The sequence below is a fragment of the Microbacterium sp. LRZ72 genome (genome assembly GCF_033792225.1).
In the GTDB taxonomy this organism is placed as follows: domain Bacteria; phylum Actinomycetota; class Actinomycetes; order Actinomycetales; family Microbacteriaceae; genus Microbacterium.
This window is the reverse complement of record NZ_JANGEX010000017.1, coordinates 21095-36259: the sequence shown is the minus strand read 5'-3', so window position 1 is coordinate 36259 and position 15165 is coordinate 21095. Positions and strand designations below refer to the sequence as shown.

The 15165-nt window shown below is 68.5% G+C and carries 17 protein-coding genes; 9 read left to right on the top strand and 8 right to left on the bottom strand.

What is annotated here, in order from left to right:
- Positions 1 to 11: 11 nt before the first annotated feature.
- Complete coding sequence (locus tag M4I32_RS13825; protein WP_319035066.1) at positions 12 to 230, top strand: hypothetical protein; 219 nt, start codon at positions 12 to 14, stop codon at positions 228 to 230.
- A 242-nt stretch (positions 231 to 472) separates the two neighbouring features.
- Entirely contained in the window at positions 473 to 1768 is a 1296-nt protein-coding gene (locus tag M4I32_RS13820; protein WP_319035065.1) for an HNH endonuclease signature motif containing protein, read from the top strand.
- 149 nt (positions 1769 to 1917) lie between these two features.
- Here M4I32_RS13820 and M4I32_RS13815 read toward each other — a convergent pair whose 3' ends face one another.
- Complete coding sequence (locus M4I32_RS13815) at positions 1918 to 3081, bottom strand: M23 family metallopeptidase (RefSeq protein ID WP_319035064.1); 1164 nt, start codon at positions 3079 to 3081, stop codon at positions 1918 to 1920.
- Between the two features lie 184 nt (positions 3082 to 3265).
- On the bottom strand, positions 3266 to 3469 hold the full coding sequence (locus M4I32_RS13810; RefSeq protein ID WP_319035063.1) for a hypothetical protein: 204 nt from the start codon (positions 3467 to 3469) through the stop codon (positions 3266 to 3268).
- Positions 3470 to 3589: 120 nt separating this feature from the next.
- Between M4I32_RS13810 and M4I32_RS13805 the strand changes: the two genes are divergently transcribed.
- From M4I32_RS13805 to M4I32_RS13795, 3 genes are all read left to right on the top strand, one after another.
- Positions 3590 to 4510 (top strand): hypothetical protein, encoded by a 921-nt coding sequence (locus M4I32_RS13805; protein ID WP_319035062.1) that lies wholly within the window; start codon positions 3590 to 3592, stop codon positions 4508 to 4510.
- Positions 4511 to 4585: 75 nt separating this feature from the next.
- Complete coding sequence (locus tag M4I32_RS13800; RefSeq protein WP_319035061.1) at positions 4586 to 6049, top strand: SIR2 family protein; 1464 nt, start codon at positions 4586 to 4588, stop codon at positions 6047 to 6049.
- Positions 6046 to 6237, top strand: a complete 192-nt coding sequence (locus M4I32_RS13795) for a hypothetical protein (protein ID WP_319035060.1) — start codon at positions 6046 to 6048, stop codon at positions 6235 to 6237. The genes M4I32_RS13800 and M4I32_RS13795 overlap by 4 nt, the downstream gene beginning before the upstream one ends.
- Before the next feature lie 71 nt (positions 6238 to 6308).
- Here M4I32_RS13795 and M4I32_RS13790 read toward each other — a convergent pair whose 3' ends face one another.
- On the bottom strand, positions 6309 to 6554 hold the full coding sequence (locus M4I32_RS13790; RefSeq protein WP_319035059.1) for a hypothetical protein: 246 nt from the start codon (positions 6552 to 6554) through the stop codon (positions 6309 to 6311).
- 71 nt (positions 6555 to 6625) lie between these two features.
- Positions 6626 to 7012: a cupin domain-containing protein gene (locus M4I32_RS13785; protein WP_319035058.1), complete on the bottom strand. Its 387-nt coding sequence runs from the start codon at positions 7010 to 7012 to the stop codon at positions 6626 to 6628.
- A gap of 291 nt (positions 7013 to 7303) precedes the next feature.
- Between M4I32_RS13785 and M4I32_RS13780 the strand changes: the two genes are divergently transcribed.
- The 3 genes from M4I32_RS13780 (at position 7304) to M4I32_RS13770 (ending at position 11819) form a co-directional block, all read left to right on the top strand.
- A complete protein-coding gene (locus M4I32_RS13780; protein ID WP_319035057.1) occupies positions 7304 to 8332 on the top strand; it encodes a nitrous oxide reductase family maturation protein NosD in 1029 nt (342 codons plus the stop codon).
- A gap of 89 nt (positions 8333 to 8421) precedes the next feature.
- Entirely contained in the window at positions 8422 to 9699 is a 1278-nt protein-coding gene (locus tag M4I32_RS13775) for a glycosyltransferase (protein WP_319035056.1), read from the top strand.
- Positions 9696 to 11819 carry a right-handed parallel beta-helix repeat-containing protein gene (locus tag M4I32_RS13770; protein ID WP_319035055.1) on the top strand — a complete coding sequence of 708 codons (2124 nt, stop codon included), beginning with the start codon at positions 9696 to 9698 and terminating at the stop codon, positions 11817 to 11819. Before M4I32_RS13775 ends, M4I32_RS13770 begins: the two co-directional genes overlap by 4 nt.
- A 14-nt stretch (positions 11820 to 11833) precedes the next feature.
- Here M4I32_RS13770 and M4I32_RS13765 read toward each other — a convergent pair whose 3' ends face one another.
- From M4I32_RS13765 to M4I32_RS13750, 4 genes are all read right to left on the bottom strand, one after another.
- Positions 11834 to 12037, bottom strand: coding sequence for a hypothetical protein (locus M4I32_RS13765; protein WP_319035054.1), 204 nt, complete (start codon positions 12035 to 12037; stop codon positions 11834 to 11836).
- Positions 12038 to 12163: 126 nt separating this feature from the next.
- Positions 12164 to 12430 (bottom strand): hypothetical protein, encoded by a 267-nt coding sequence (locus M4I32_RS13760; protein ID WP_319035053.1) that lies wholly within the window; start codon positions 12428 to 12430, stop codon positions 12164 to 12166.
- Positions 12431 to 12491: 61 nt separating this feature from the next.
- Positions 12492 to 12896 carry a cupin domain-containing protein gene (locus M4I32_RS13755; RefSeq protein WP_319035052.1) on the bottom strand — a complete coding sequence of 135 codons (405 nt, stop codon included), beginning with the start codon at positions 12894 to 12896 and terminating at the stop codon, positions 12492 to 12494.
- Positions 12897 to 12911: 15 nt separating this feature from the next.
- The gene (locus M4I32_RS13750) at positions 12912 to 13286 is read right to left on the bottom strand and encodes a nuclear transport factor 2 family protein (RefSeq protein WP_319035051.1); all 375 of its coding nucleotides are present in this window, start codon (positions 13284 to 13286) and stop codon (positions 12912 to 12914) included.
- A gap of 443 nt (positions 13287 to 13729) precedes the next feature.
- Here M4I32_RS13750 and M4I32_RS13745 point away from each other — a divergent pair, with 443 nt between their 5' ends.
- Positions 13730 to 15157, top strand: a complete 1428-nt coding sequence (locus M4I32_RS13745; RefSeq protein WP_319035050.1) for a GH1 family beta-glucosidase — start codon at positions 13730 to 13732, stop codon at positions 15155 to 15157.
- The last annotated feature ends 8 nt before the right edge of the window (positions 15158 to 15165 follow it).

Sequence of the window (15165 nt, the reverse complement as noted above, 5' to 3'; positions counted from 1 at the left end):
GCGAATACGCCATGCGCCTGGACGAGCACCTTCCCGTCGAAGAATGGCTCACCCTGCTCGTCGAGAAGTATCAGCCGCTCGCTCCGACCGGACTCATCGCGAACGTCGTCTGCGGACTCGGCGATCTCGACGACGTCGAAGACGACCCGTCACTGCCCGAGCCGCGCGAGCCCACCGAATCGTTCTGGTCGCGCAGGCAGCACCGCATCATTCGGCAGCTCGGGCTGTAGCGGCTCAGGGCGCAGGTGGGGACGACTTCTTCGCGGTCGAGTGAACGGTCCGGGTCGAACGCCGCAGAAGGCTGCCGCGGGATCGCGGGCGATCCCTTGCCACCGACGGAGCGGTCGGCGGGTGTGGGCGAACCGGCTCGCGTCGAAACATGAGAGAAGTTTCATGAAGAAGTTTTGACGGGTCGCCCGAGAACGCCGTCTTTCGGGGTTCAATGTCGGAGGTCGGTCGTAGAGTTTCGAACATGAAGACGAAAGTCGCGGTGGGTCCCGAGGGCGGTGTCGAGGACGGCATCGATGTCGCCGCGCGGGACCTTGCGGAGCGGTACGCGGCCGCATGCCGGGCTGAAGCGGCCGCGCAGGCCGCGGTGGCGCGGGTGCTGGCCGAAGCCGAGACGCTCGCGGAGGAGCGGGTCGCGGCACTGCCGGCCGCGGCGGCTCGGGAAGCGGAGCTGCCCGTGCGAGCGTTGGCGGCGGAGCTGGGCGCGGCGGCGCGGCAGCCGGATCGGACCGTGCAGCGGCGGATGGATGAAGCGGCGATGATCGCCCGCCACTTCCCCGCGACATTGGGCGCGTGGGAGCACGGCGCGATCGCGCGGGGGCACGTGACGGCGATCGTCGAACACGGGATGCCCATCCAGGACGGCACTGCACGGGCAATGTTCGAGCGTGAAGCGCTGGAGCGCGCGGCGGAGACGACACCGGGGCGGCTGCGGGCCGCGATCGGCCGGCTGTCGGAGGAGCTGCAGCCGCGGTCGCTGGCCGAGCGGCACCAGGAGGCGCGGGCGACGCGGGGCACGTCGGTGCAGGAGCTGGAGGACGGGATGGGAGGGATCCTGATCGTGCAACCGATCACCCTCGCCCACGGCATCCAGGAACGGTTGACGGCACAGGCGCGGGCGATCAAGACGGCCGACCCGGACGATCCGCGGACGGTGGATCAGATCCGCTCCGACCTCGCCGCCGACATGCTCCTCACCTCCACCCCCAACGTCGACACCGGGGACGGACTCGCCGACGGGTACGGCGGACTCGGATCGATCACGCCCGTGGTCAACGTCACCGTCTCCGCGACAGCGCTGGCCGGCGTGACCGCCGAGCCGGGCGAGCTGGTCGGGCGGGCACCGGTCGACATTCACACCGCCCGCGAGATCGCCGGCCGCGCACCCGGATGGGAACGGGTGCTCACCGATCCGATCAGCGGTGGAATCCTCGCGGTCGACAGGTACACCCCCTCGGCGGACATGAAACGGTACCTGCGGGCGCGGGACCAGCACTGCCGGTTCCCCGGATGCCGACAACCCGTCCACCGCTGCGACCTCGACCACACCCTGGACTATGCCCTCGGCGGCAAAACCGAGGCCCGGAACCTGGCGGCGCTCTGCCGACGACATCACACCGTGAAGGGCGAGACCGCCTGGAAAGTGAAACAGATCGACCACGGCGTCCTCGAATGGACGTCGCCCGGTGGGCTGGTCTACACCGACACACCACCATCGATGGTGCGATTCAGCGACCCCGAGGAGCCGGCGCCGTTCTGAACCCGCGCCGTTCTGAGCCCCGCGCCCGCGGGTGCACCGTCGCTCGAGGCATAGGCGGCAGCATCCGCCGTTCTGCGGCGACAACAGAACCGAGCGGCGGAGTAGCGCGCGTTTCGGCTCGCTTCGCTCGCTCAACGAACGCGTGGGGTCTAGGCGAGGTTTCGGCCGCCGCCCGCCTGCAGGTCCGACACCAGCCGGTCGAACGCGTCGGCCGAGATGGTGAGCGACGTCAAGCCGCCGCCGATCTCTTTGTACAGCGTTGCTTTCCAGTGGTAGATCGTTCGAATGTAGTCCCCGCTGGGCAGGACATACAGCCAGAGCGTCGACCCGTCCCTCTTATAGAAGTTGCGGCGGGCAGCGGCGACGGTATGGGCGTGCGAATCACTCACCAGCGACCAGTCCCCGCCCGAGAGCACGGAGTTCTTTCTCGATCGGGGAATGGCGAGTGCGTCGAGCACGATGTTGAACTGGTTGTCCGAAAGGTTGATGACGTTGTTCGCCTGCTTGTTCCAGTCGACGCCCACGTTGTACAGACTGCCCATCACCGCCGCCTGCGTGTCGCTCGTGATGTGGCAGATGTACTGCGGGCCGACCACATAGTGCTGGCCACTGCTGGTGTTCTTGATGACGCGCAAGTATTCATCTCCAGGGATCGACAGATTCGGGGCTGTGGGAATCGGCGTTGTCGGGGCCGGCGGCGCATCGCCCACGAGCGTCTCAGGATCGAGAAGGTAGCTGTAGGTACGTCCAGACATACCCCGCCACGCGCCGCGCCCGATCTCGAGGTGCAGGTGCGGGCCGGTGCTCAGACCGGTGGTGCCCTTCATCCCGAGCACGGACCCCGCGAGCACGGTCTCGCCGACCGAGACGTAGGGCGACCCCGGGGTCATGTGAGCGTAGAGCGACCAGTGCTGGGCATGGTTGACGATCGCGGTGTTGCCGAGTTGGCCGAGCGAGCCGGCATAGGCGACCGTGCCGCTGCGGATGGCGCGGATGGACTCGTCGGCCCCACTGGCCTCGTGGCAGTCGATGCCTTTGTGCCCGTCGGCATACCACGTGTTGTAGGGGTCGAAGGGGTTGTTGATGCGCCCGCGCGTGCTGAACGGGTAGTACCAGTCGGCGGCTGCGGCAGCCGGAGTCGGGTACACGGAGCCACCCAGGGCAGTCAGGCCGAGCGCGGCGAGAATGCCCCCGCCGACCATCGAGCGGCGCGAGATGGCGAGGCGGTCGAGGATCGTCTCGGGCGCATCAAGCGCGGCGTCGAACGCCGCCGGGAGGGCGGCGTCGGAGGAAGAGCCCGCGCGATCTGACACGGTTTGTATCGTATAGAGCGGTGCCTGTGGTGCTGGTGAGGCTGGCCGGGGGCGGCTCGAGAGGGGCGCACGGTGGCACCCGCTCGGCGGGCGGATTGCGGCACCCGCTCGGCGGGCGGATTGCGGCATCCGCCCGGTTGGTGCGGGGCGAGGCGGCATCCGCTCGCCGGGGACGGTGGGGCTGTCAGCGCGCTCTGGGTGGGATGCTGTCGATGCCGTGACGGTTGGGCTGGTCGGGCTCAGCGGCGGTGTCGGGCGACACGGGAGAGCCGCCCGCGGGGGCACCTCCATCGGGATACTCCGGCTGCTCGACCTCGGTGTCGTCGTCGCGCTCCTCCTGCGGGGGCAGGTGGTCCTGGGGCTGCTTGGCTTCGTCTCGATCGTTCATGTGGGCAGTCTGCGACTTCGTGGCAGTGCTGCGGGAGGGGGTTGCGAGCGGCGGCGGGGCGTGATCAAGACGGGGCGGGACCGCTCGTCATTTCTTTGGGACGGGACATAGCCTGCAGAGATGGAACGAGATCCGGGCGACATCTTCGAGGACCCGCTCGAGGAGCTCTCCCTGGGACTAGCCGATATCTTCGCGACTCTCGAAGACGTCCGCGTCGTTTACACGCCCGCGACGGGTGCTGTGCTCTACAACGGTTCACTTGCTTCGTTCAGCGATTTCGCGACCAACCTGAGCGCTGCCGCCATCGCGACGAATGCTCGCCTCAAGAGCGTGGATCGAGTGCGACGTTTGTATGTGGACGAGGAGCGCATCTCAGCCGCGACTGCGGCGCCCGCTCACGCTCTCTATACGGCTTCCTACCGGCTCGCGACAAACCACATGACTCGTGTATGGGAGTCGTTGAAGCCTGAGCCCGAAGCGGACGCATCTCTCGGTGTATTCGCGGCATCCATCGCCCTACAGCGACTGAAGTACACGCTCTTCGCGGCGCATCTTCTGTACCAGTTCGGGCTCGTATTCGAAGCGGACACCGTCGCTCGCCAGATGCTTGAGCAACTGGGGTGGGCTCTCACTGCCGAGACCATGGACTCGCACGAGCAACTCGATGCGATCAACACCACAAAAACGATCGGGCGCCTGGCGCGTACGCTGCCGCATCTTGGTCGACTGTACGGACAGCTGTCGAAGTCGGCGCACGCCGGAATCGACGAGCACCGAGCTGTCTTCTCCGTGCACAAGAGCGGGCGTGGCCAGGTCGGGCACGGCTTCACAACAAGGACTCGTGGCGCCGCCGTCTTGATCTACCTCGCGGATGCATGGGCAGTCGTGACCGAGACCACCCAGCGCGGCCACATGCAGGAGTACATCGCAACCGATCCACGTGAGGACTTCGCGCCGTTGCCGGAGAGAGCCTTCCTTTCCGAAGGAATGAAGCTCGTCCACCAACTCGCCGACATCGAGGAGCCGGAAGAAGAAGGGTGACGCAAGCGTGCGCTGGACAGCTTCGCGGCTACTAAGGGGAAGAGCGGTGTCGGCGGTGCGGTCTACCGTGAGGGAATGAGTGCTCCCGACCTGGATGCCAACGTGATGGGGCAGCTCTTCGCCGCTGGCGCCGAGTCACACGTGACGATCCTGCTCGGTGCAGGAGCATCCATCCCTGTAGGACTGCCCAGTTGGGACGAGTTCGCTGCGCGCCTCCTTGTCACGAGCGGAGCTGTCACCTCACGCAAGACTGCCGATGTGCTGGTCAAGTCGAAGGAACAGGAGCCGAGCATCGTCGTCGAAGCCGCCCACGCGGCGGCAAAGGACCGATGGCACGAAGCACTGCAGCGTGCACTCTACGAAGGAGATGCTCCGCTCAAGCCATCATCCGTACACCTCGCGGCGGCCGGACATTTTCGCGCCACATCGACGACGAGGACGACTCTCCTCACATTGAACTACGACGTTCTTCTTGAGCTGGCTCTGGTCGGAGCTGGAGCGTCATCCGTCGAGGTGAAAGTCGGTCGCGACGAGCCCCACGAATCCCAACCGGGCGAGGGGAATGACGCAACCGTTCACCATCTGCACGGTGTCATCACGTCGGACTTCGCTCTGGACCCCATTGTCGGGTACAGCGACTATGCGGAGCTGGTCGACGCGCGCTCACCGTGGCAGCGCGAAATCCTCGAATCCGCACTCGAGAACGGGACCCTTCTCCTCGTCGGAACGTCCTACCGAGATCCAGACATCCGGCACTGGCTTCATGTGATCCTGCGCGACAAACAACCGAAGCACCCCGCCGTCGTGCTGATCGTTCGCCAGGCCTTCGGCCTCAGCAAAGAGGAATTCGCGCTCGCACGGTCAGCGCTCGTAGGCGTGTGGGAGTCCATCGGACTTCGTGCGGTCCCGGTCGACGACTTCGCAGACACCGCCCAGATCCTCCGCGAACTACGGCACGTGCGTGACCCCGGCTACGCTGCCCCGCACGACCGAGCCCGTACCGTTTGGGATGCACACGCGACCGAATTCGACGTTCTGCAGGCGGCCCATTCGAACCAACTCGCGGGTGATGCCCTGGGGCTTGAAAGAGTCTTCGGATCCGCGCTCACAAGCGGCACGCTTTGGCTCGCGCATCCCGACGGCGGCCTCTGCAGGTGGGCGTCGCAGGACCGGATCTACACCTCCGCTCCACACTTGCGACACATCCCGAGTGGATACGACAGCGCCTGGGTTGCAGGGCAAGCGCTCGGCACCGAAGAGGTACTCGTCAAAGGGCGGCCAGGCGGGCCAGATCCGACGAGACAATGGCAATCGGTACTCGCCGTGCCGATATTCGTCTCAGACGGCCTACACCCGTCCTTCGGATGCGGAGTGGTGACGTTCGGCCTGCCTGACAAAGCGAGTCAATATCGCGCTGCGCAGGACGAGTGGGCCGAAGCGGTGGACAAGGTCGCAATTGAGTGGGGAAAACGACTGCAAGACCACGCGTTCTCTCGCAGCGAGACTAAGATCGACAATCACCTAGGAGGCGCACCATGACGAATGCTGCCGTGTCCGGCAAGTACCACCGCCTCTCCGGAGGCGCCTACGTCATCACCGCATCCAGACGAGATGCAATGACCGGGAACTACACCACCAAGCGTGCCGCCGAGTCCGAGATCACGCGGAACGCAAGTGGCTCGATCACCGTTCGACGCAGCGCAGACGCAGCGGACGCAACGCCTTGATTGCTGCGGACTGCAGGTCCTGAAGCAGCCGACCGGGCAACCACGTCCCTCCGGTGACTAGCGCAAGGCCGCTAGTTGTCTGCGTCCGAGCCGTCGGGACTGTCGCTGCCGTCGGGGCTGTCGCTGCTGTCGTCTTTGTCGGTGTCACGGGTGCCGTTGGCGTCGAGCGCGGCCCCGATCGCGATCCCCAGGCCGAGGCCGATCGCCAGCCACAGCGCGAGGTTGTCGGTTGCGACACCCAATGCGGTCCCCACGCCGACACCCACCGCAAGTCCGACGCCGGTGTACGCGCCTCTGGCTGGCTTCTTGGGGGTCATGGTTGAGCAACTCCCTCGGCGCTCGGGTGCAGGCGATCCCGACCGAACGTAGCAGAGGGCTCGGTTGACGATCAGCTATCGCTGGGCCGCTTCGTGATGCCGAGACCGGGCTTGCGCTGGTGCACCGAGAAGTAGCGCAGGCCGTCATCGCCGGCGATGAAGCGGCGCTGCGAGCGGCGCGGCAGCCACACGATCGCTCCGGGGTAAAGGGCGATGGCGTCCTCCGCGGTCTCGAGGGTGCCGGAGCCCTCGAGCACGAGCACCAGAACGTCGAGGTCGGGGCCGTCGTGGCGACGGATCTCGTCGCCGGGCGGCAGCACGATGACGTTGGAATCGAGGTCGCGCTGCGCCGGAGTCAGCTGCCAGACCGAGCCGGCGGCATCCGGTTGCGTCTCGGCATTGGCCTCTCCGACGATGCGGGGCCGGTCGGGAGTGCTGTCTGTGGGGTGGGTGGGCACGAGGGGGCTCCGGTCAGTGGGTGATGGGGTGCATGGGGTCATCGTAGGGGCGGGGGCGGGAGGGATGGATGTGGGCGGGGTTGGCTGGAAAGGCCGGTGTCGACATGTCGACACGCACCTGCCGAGCCCTGAGCGTGCGCAACTGCGGGTGCCGGGAGCGACGCGCCGTGGCATCGCGTGTGCCTGCGGGGTGTCGGGCGCGAGATCCGCAGTTGTGCACGCGGGGCGCCCGCGCCGCGCTCGGTGAGCGCCCGAGCGAGGGCGGGCGGGCGGGGTGGGATACTTCGAGGGATGTTGCGCCGCACCCGCCTCGCCTGGCGTCTCGCCGGGATGGTGGTCGTCGTGCTCGGGCTGGCGGGGTGTGGCGGGGGGCTCGACGCAAACGCGCCTGCGGCGCCGTCGGCCTCCGGGGGCGGGTCCGGGGATGCGTGTGCCGCAGATGCGATCTCGGTCGGGCCTCAACTGGCAGACCTGCAGGCGGCGGTCGACGGCGCCCGGCCCGGCGACGTGCTCGCCCTCGCCGAGACGACCTACACCGGCACGCTCGAGATCACCCGGTCGGGCACCGAAGCGGCGCCGATCGTGCTGTGCGGGTCCGAAGACTCGGTGATCGAGGGCGGCGCGACCGACGGGGGCTACGTGCTGCACCTGCGCGGTGCGTCGCACTGGCGGCTCGAGGGGTTTCGGATCACGAACGGCGGCAAGGGCATCGTGCTCGATGATTCGAATCACAACGAGATCACCGGCATCGAGGTCTCGCGAATCGGCGACGAGGGCATCCACCTGCGCGCCCACAGCAGCGACAACGTGGTCGAGGGCAACACGATCTCGGCGACGGGACTGCGCACGCCCGAGTTCGGCGAGGGCATCTACGTCGGCAGCGCCGAATCGAACTGGTGCGAATACACCGGCTGCGAACCCGACCGCAGCGACCGCAACACCATCCGCGGCAACACGATCGTCGACACCACCGCCGAGGCGATCGACATCAAGGAGGGCACCACCGGGGGGCGCCTGGTGGGCAACGCCCTCACCGGCTCCGACCGCGCCGTCGTCGACTCGCTCATCGACCTGAAGGGCGCGCAGTGGGAGGTGTCGGGAAACACCCTCACCTCCACGCGCGGCGACGGCGCCAGCATCCACGTCATCGTGCCGGGCTGGGGGGCGCAGAACGTGCTCGGCGGCAACGTCATCGCCGTGCCCGATGACCGGCTGGGCATCGAGGTCGTCGGCGACGCGCGCGCGGCCGGCAACATCGTGCGGTGCGACAACGCGACGCCCGCGGGCGCCCGCGTCAGCAGCAACGTCTCATGTCGGTAGCAGGGGCCCCACGAAACACACCAACCACACAACCCCGCTAGGCTTCGGGCGCCGGGCACCGCCGGTGCCGCCCGGAGGATCCCCGAACAATGCCGAGCATCGAGATGCCGAATCTGCTCTGGATTCTGCCCTTCGGCGTGATCGGCATCCTCTCGTGGGGACTCTGGGGCACCCGCAAGTTCCTCTCGGCCATCACCCGGCCCGTCGTCAACTCGTTCCGGACAACGACGACGATCGTCGTGCCCTCGTTCCACGAAGACCCCGACGTGCTCATGCGCTGCCTGGGCACCTGGCTGCGACAGAACCCCACGCGCATCATCATCGTGCTCGACGTCGCCGACACCGAAGCGCAGCAGCGCATCGAGACACTCGACCTGCCGAACGTCGAGGCCGTGATGTTCGCGCACCACGGCAAACGCTCGGCGCTGGGCGTCGGCATCCGCATGGTCGACACCGAGCTGACGATCTTCGTCGACTCCGACACCGCGTGGGAACCGGACATGTACGAGGCGATCCAGATGCCCTTCCTCGACCCCGCGGTGGGGGCGGTCAGCACCCGGCAGAACGTCTACATGCCCAAGTCGAACATCTGGCGGCGCGTCGCCGACTGGATCATCGACCTGCGCTACTTCGACTACGCCCCCGCGATGGGGCGCTACGGCGGGGTCATCTGCGCGTCGGGCCGCACGGCCGCGTATCGCACGAAGCTCGTGCAGCCGCGGGTGCACGACCTCGAACACGAGATCTTTCTGGGGCGCGAGTGCATCGCCGGCGACGACGGGCGCCTCACGTGGATGGTGCTGTCGCAGGGATTCCGGGTGGTGCAGCAAGACAGTGCGCGCGCGCTGTCGATGTTCCCCGGCACGTTCCGGGCGTTCGTCAAGCAGCGCGTGCGGTGGAGCCGCAACTCGTACCGGTGCTACCTGACCGCGATCCGGCACGGATGGATCTTCAAGACGCCGATCATCTCGCAGCTGACGATCATGCAGGTGCTGCTGACCCCGTTCACCATGTTCGTCGCCCTCGCCTACATCGCCCTGTCGGTGCGGTCGGACCACCCCGCGCTCGCGCTGGCGCTGGCCCTGGTGTGGATGTTCATCGGGCGCGGCATCCGCGGCATCTCGCACCTGTGGCGCCGCCCCGAAGACCTCTGGCTGCTGCCACTCGTGACGGTGACGATCATCCTCGTCGCGCTGCCGATCAAGTTCTACGCGCTGCTGACGATGAACAAGCAGGGGTGGCTCACCCGCTCCGCCGATCACGAGGGCGGTGAGGGGCAGAGCGAGGCGAGCCTGGGCACTGGCGGGTCGGGGGACGTTGGCGGCGCTGGGGACGCTGGCGGGTCGACCGAGAGCGTCACCGTATGACGTCGCCCGAGACGCCGGAATTCACCCGAGAGGAACGCGGCGAGACGCTCTCGCCGGGTGTCCGACGGCTGGTGCGCATCGGGCTCGTCGGCCTGCTGGTCGCCGCGGTCATCGTGGTCGTCGTCGTGGGCAACACGTCCGAGGGCAGGTGGCCGTGGGATGCCGCGGATGCCGATGCCGGTGCCGGTGCCGGTGCCGGTGCCGGTGCAAGCGCGCGAGCCGCGGCATCCGCCTCGCCCGGGGGTGCGCCGAGCCCCGGCGCCACGGCGGGGGCGACGCCCTCCCCCGGTTCCACGCCGCTGACAACGGCCGAGCGGGTGTCGGCCGAGGATGCGCGCCTGCGCAAGCTGGGCAGCTCGTCGCTCAACGGTCGCGCACGCGTGAATGCTGAGGAGCACACTCTCGTGCTCGGGTCGCGCCCCGCCGCATACACGTTCGCCGACCTCATCAAGGCGGGCGCCGTCGAGGAGGCACGCAGCAACACGTTCGTGCTGAGCCTCGCCGTGATCGTGCGATCGGGGGCCACCCTGCGCATCGACCAGCCCGGCGTGACCCTGCAGATGACGAGCACACCCGAAGGATTCACGAGCATCGTCGCGTGGGGCGGCGACCTCGTGCTCGCGGGCGCACCCGACTCGCCCCTCGTGCTGCAGAGCTGGAGCGAGGAGGCCGGGGCCACCGACATCCAGACCGACGACGGGCGGACGTACGTGCTGGCCCGCGACGGGTCGCTGACCGCGACCGACACGACCTTTCGCGACCTGGGCTTCTGGAGCGGGCGCACCGGCGGAGTCGCGGCGGTCGCCACCGAAGACGGAGCAGCGACCGCCACCCTGACCCGCACGACGCACACGGGCCTGCATCTGGGGGCGTTCCTCTCGCGCACGCAGACGGCGGCCCTCGAGGCGGTGACGGTCACGGATTCCCTGACCGACGGCATCCTGATCACCGACGACTCCCGCGCCGTGAGCGTGACGGGCGGGTCCGTCGTCGGTTCGGCGGGCACGGGGATCGCGGTGCGGCGCGAGAGCACGGCGATCGAGGTGTCGGGCACGTCGGTCACCGGATCGGGCGGGTGGGGCATCGAGGTCGACGGCAACGCGCTGGCCGACGGACCCAACCCGCAGGGATATGGCACGCGCCACTCGGAGGGGCTCGTGATCGACGGGGCGAAGACATCGGGCAACGGTCAGGGCGGCATCCGGGTGCTCTCGATGGACGCGGCCGAGATCTTCGGCAGCACCGTCGCCGAAGACGGCACCGCGCTGGCGCTGATCGGGCCCGCGGAGGGCGTGGCGGTGACCGAGAACACGCTCACCGGGCGCACGGGCGTGATGCTTGACGACGTCGATGCGGTCGTGACGGCCAACACGATCACCGGCGACGGGCACGCCGTCGTCGTCGCGGGCTCGGCGAATGTCACGGCGACCGACAACGCCCTCTCGGGGTCGGGGCCGTCGGCGATGCAGGTGGCGAACGCGGCGAGCGTGGCCGACAACGGCACCGACGCGTCGGGGTGGAGCGTCGAGTGGGAGGCGACGCGGTGGCTCAACGAGCACCCGCTGGGATGGCTGTGGCTCGTGGTGCTGGTGGTGCCGGCGATCGGGCTGCCGCTGATCGCCCGCCGACGCCGGCGCCACCGCGAGCTGCGCGCGCTGTTCGAGCAGGCGCTGGTGCGGTACGGCGCGGCGCAGATCGCCGGGTACGGGGATGAGGGGGCTGCTGCGGACGGGGGTTCGGGAACTTCTGGTGACGGGGGTGCGGAGCAGTTCGCGGGGGCGGGTGTGGCCGCGCGGCCCGCGGTGTCGGCGGCCGGTGAGGCCACCGGCATCCGGGATACTTCGGGTGTGCAAGCTGGCACGCCTGATGCGCCGGTTGCGCCGGTTGCGCCACGGTCGCTCACCGACCTGCGGACGGGGCCCCTCGCCGACCGTGAGTTCGCCTCGATGCAGGACTTCGCGATCGCCGCGGTGCTCGAGGGCGGGTATCCGCTGCGCACGGTGGCGTCGCTGTTCCGGCTGTCGTCGTGGCGCCTGCAGGAGTCGGTCGAGCGCGCCGTGCGGGCGCAGGAGGCGCGCGATGAGGCCGCGGGCGGGGACGGGGCCGAGCGTCAGCGGTGACGTTGCGGTGAGTCTCAGCGCGCTCGGGGCGGAATGCTGTCGATGCCGTGACGGTTGGGGGCGTCGGGCTCGGCGGCGGTGTCGGGCGAGACGGGAGACCCGCCCGCGGGCTCACCCGTGTCGGGGTACTCCGGCTGCTCGACCTCGGTCTCGTCGTCGCGTTCCTCCTGCGGAGGCAGGTGGTCCTGGGGCTGTCTGATGTCGTCTCGATCGTCCATACCGGCAGTCTCCGCCCGCGCGCGATGCGGCGGGAGGGGGTTGCGGGTGACGGGGCGGCGTGATCAAGCCGGTGCGGGGTGAGCTGCGGCTGCGGTGCGTGGTGAGGGGGTTGCCGCGTGAGGGGGTCAGCGGGAGCCGTGCTCGTCGTCTTCGCCGGGGCCGTCTGTGCTGTCGCCGGGGCCGGGGCCGGGGCCGTCTGTGCTGTCGTCTTCGCCGCTGCCGCCGTTGCCGTTGGCGTCGAGGGCGACCCCGATCGCGATCCCCAGGCCGAGGCCGATCGCCAGCCACAGTGCGATGTTGTCGGTCGCGACACCCAATGCGGTCCCGACGCCGACACCCACCGCAAGTCCGACACCGGTGTAAGCGCCTTTCGCTGGTTTCTTGGGCGTCATGATTGAGCAACTCCCTCGGCGCTCGGGTGTGGACGATCCCGACCGAAGGTAGCAGAGGGCGTCACACGTCGCCGGGCCGCTTCGTGATGCCGAGGCCGGGTTTGCGCTGATGCACCGAGAAGTAGCGCAAGCCGCCGTCGCCGGCGATGAAGCGGCGCTGCGAGCGGCGCGGCAGCCAGACGATCGCCCCAGGCTGGAGCGCGAGGGTGTCGCCCTCGGTCTCGAGAGTGCCGGAACCATCGAGCACGAGCACCAGCACGTCGAGGTCGGGGCCGACGTGACGACGGATCTCGTCGCCGGGCGGCAGCACGATGACGTTGGAATCGAGATCGCGCTGCGCGGGAGTCAGCTGCCAGACCGAGCCGGCGGCATCCGCATGCACGTCCGCGCTGGTCTCTCCGACGATGCGGGGTAGGTCGGGGGTGCTGTCTGCGGGGTGGGTGCTGTCTACGGGGCGGCTGGGCACGAGGCGGACTCCGGTTCAGTGGGTGACGGTCGTCTGCTGATACAGCACGAGGCGCGGCTCGCCGGCGACGACGGTATAGGTGCTCGCCATGCGTGCGACGAAGGGGTGCTCGTCGCCGTCGCGCGTCGCGGTGGCGCGATAGAGCAGCGCGGCCGTCGCGTCGTCGATGGGCACGAGGCGCACGTCGGTGAGGTCGTATCCCGACCACGGCGGGGATTCGTCGAGCGAGGCGGCGACGGTCGCGCGATCGAGCACCATGCCGTTGACCAGGATCATCACGGCATCCGCTGTCATGAGGTCGCCGTAGAAGTTCGCGCCTGTCGAGGTGCAGAGCGAATCCCAGCCGGCGCGCTCGAGGGCGAGCAGGTTCTCGACCGTGAGAGGGTGCATGGGGCCAGGGTAGGCCGCAACGCGGCGGCCGTGGGCGGCGCACGTGCCCGCGATCGGAAAGCTCGCCGTGCACAACTGCGGATGCCGGGGCGCCGCGCCGTGGTTGCGCTCCGTTCGTGCGGGGTGTTGGCAGGCTCTGCCGCAGTTGTGCACGCGCCTGCAGGAGTCGGCGGAACGCGCCGTTGCAGGCGCAGGAGTAGGCGACAAGGCCCTGAGCAGGACCGTGGACCGGGGGCGGGCGTGAGCGGTGACGTCGCGGCGGCGTGGGCGGCGTGGGGCGACGGGTTGCGGTGAGTCTCAGCGTGGTGGGAGGCAGGCTTTCGATGCCGTGGCGGTTGGCTTGTGGGGCTCGGCGACGGTATCGGACCTGTTGACACCTAAACAGATTCGAGGTTTACTTACCTAGCACTAAGTAAGTAAACGCTCTAGACAACGGAGTCCTTGTGGAACAGTCCCCTGCGCCCCTGCCCTTCCCGCACGATTTTCTGTGGGGCGTCTCGACGGCGGCTTACCAGATCGAGGGCGCCGCAGCGGAAGACGGGCGCGGGCCGAGCATCTGGGACACATTCAGCCATGAGGCAGGTCGCGTACTCCACGGCGACACGGGCGACGTGGCCACCGACCACTACCACCGTCTCGACGAGGACCTGGACCTGCTGGCCGAGCTCGGGACGAAGGTCTACCGTTTCTCGTTCTCGTGGTCGCGTGTTCTGCCGAGCGGCCGGGGCACGGTCAATGAGGCCGGGCTCACCTTCTACGACCGCCTGATCGATGGCCTGCTCGCACGGGGCATCCGGCCCGTCGCCACGCTGTATCACTGGGATCTGCCCCAAGCTCTTGACGACGAAGGTGGCTGGGAGGAGCGCTCCACGGTCGAGGCGTTCGCAGAGTATGCGACGCTCATGGGCCGGCGATACGGGGACCGGGTGTCGATGTGGACCACCATCAACGAACCATGGGTGCTCACCTACCTCGGCTACGCGGTCGGCGCACATGCCCCGGGCAAGACGAGCACGACGGCCGCCGCGCGGGTGCACCACAACATCCTCCTCGCCCACGCTGCCGGGGCCGCCGCCCTGCGCGAGACCGTGACCGATGCCTCGATCGGAATCGCTCTGAACATGAGCGAGATCTATCCCGCCACCGACACCGCCGCATCACGGGATGCCGCCGCACTGGCCTTCGACCAACTGGTCACGTCGTTCCTCGCGCCCCTCATGGGGGGCGAGTACCCCGCGAATCTCGTCGGCTACAGCGAGCTGTGGAGCGCAGACGGCGACATCGTCGCCGAGGACGACCTGCCCGCCATCGCAAGGCAGCGCCCCGACTGGTTGTCGATCAACGAGTACCACCCCCGATATGTCGTGGCGCCCGAAGACCTCGACACGGTGCGCCGCGACGGCTGGGTCGGCGAGTCCGGCACGCCGTTCACGATCGGCCAGCCCTTCGTCGACGTCACTCGCGGGTCCGCACCGAAGAGCATCATGGGGTGGATCCTCGAACCGCAGGGCCTGCGCGACATCCTGATCAAGGTCTCTCAGCTGTACCCGGATCTGCCGCTCTACGTGAGCGAGAACGGCTTTGCGGGCGCGGACTATCTCGACCAGACAGGTGAGGCGAAGGACCCCGAACGGATCGATTACCTTCGCGGCCACATCGCAGCGGCCGGCGAAGCCATCGCCGCCGGCGTCGACTTGCGCGGCTACTTTCTGTGGAGCTTCCTCGACAATTTCGAGTGGGCCGAGGGCTACCTGCCGCGCTTCGGGATCACGTACGTCGACTACCCCACAGGCCGCCGCACGCCGAAGTCCAGCTTTCACTGGTACCGGCGCGTCATCCAGTCCAACGCGATCAGCGGGGGATCCCACTAACGCACCAC

Excerpts from the sequence above, each read along its gene's own strand:
- M4I32_RS13800 (WP_319035061.1), top strand. The coding sequence starts at position 4,586 with ATGAGTGCTCCCGACCTGGATGCCAACGTGATGGGGCAGCTCTTCGCC.
- M4I32_RS13760 (WP_319035053.1), bottom strand. The coding sequence starts at position 12,430 with ATGACGCCCAAGAAACCAGCGAAAGGCGCTTACACCGGTGTCGGACTT.
- M4I32_RS13765 (WP_319035054.1), bottom strand. The coding sequence starts at position 12,037 with ATGGACGATCGAGACGACATCAGACAGCCCCAGGACCACCTGCCTCCG.
- M4I32_RS13825 (WP_319035066.1), top strand. The coding sequence starts at position 12 with ATGCGCCTGGACGAGCACCTTCCCGTCGAAGAATGGCTCACCCTGCTC.
- M4I32_RS13810 (WP_319035063.1), bottom strand. The coding sequence starts at position 3,469 with ATGAACGATCGAGACGAAGCCAAGCAGCCCCAGGACCACCTGCCCCCG.
- M4I32_RS13750 (WP_319035051.1), bottom strand. The coding sequence starts at position 13,286 with ATGCACCCTCTCACGGTCGAGAACCTGCTCGCCCTCGAGCGCGCCGGC.
- M4I32_RS13780 (WP_319035057.1), top strand. The coding sequence starts at position 7,304 with ATGTTGCGCCGCACCCGCCTCGCCTGGCGTCTCGCCGGGATGGTGGTC.
- M4I32_RS13820 (WP_319035065.1), top strand. The coding sequence starts at position 473 with ATGAAGACGAAAGTCGCGGTGGGTCCCGAGGGCGGTGTCGAGGACGGC.
- M4I32_RS13795 (WP_319035060.1), top strand. The coding sequence starts at position 6,046 with ATGACGAATGCTGCCGTGTCCGGCAAGTACCACCGCCTCTCCGGAGGC.
- M4I32_RS13790 (WP_319035059.1), bottom strand. The coding sequence starts at position 6,554 with ATGACCCCCAAGAAGCCAGCCAGAGGCGCGTACACCGGCGTCGGACTT.
- M4I32_RS13770 (WP_319035055.1), top strand. The coding sequence starts at position 9,696 with ATGACGTCGCCCGAGACGCCGGAATTCACCCGAGAGGAACGCGGCGAG.
- M4I32_RS13775 (WP_319035056.1), top strand. The coding sequence starts at position 8,422 with ATGCCGAGCATCGAGATGCCGAATCTGCTCTGGATTCTGCCCTTCGGC.
- M4I32_RS13805 (WP_319035062.1), top strand. The coding sequence starts at position 3,590 with ATGGAACGAGATCCGGGCGACATCTTCGAGGACCCGCTCGAGGAGCTC.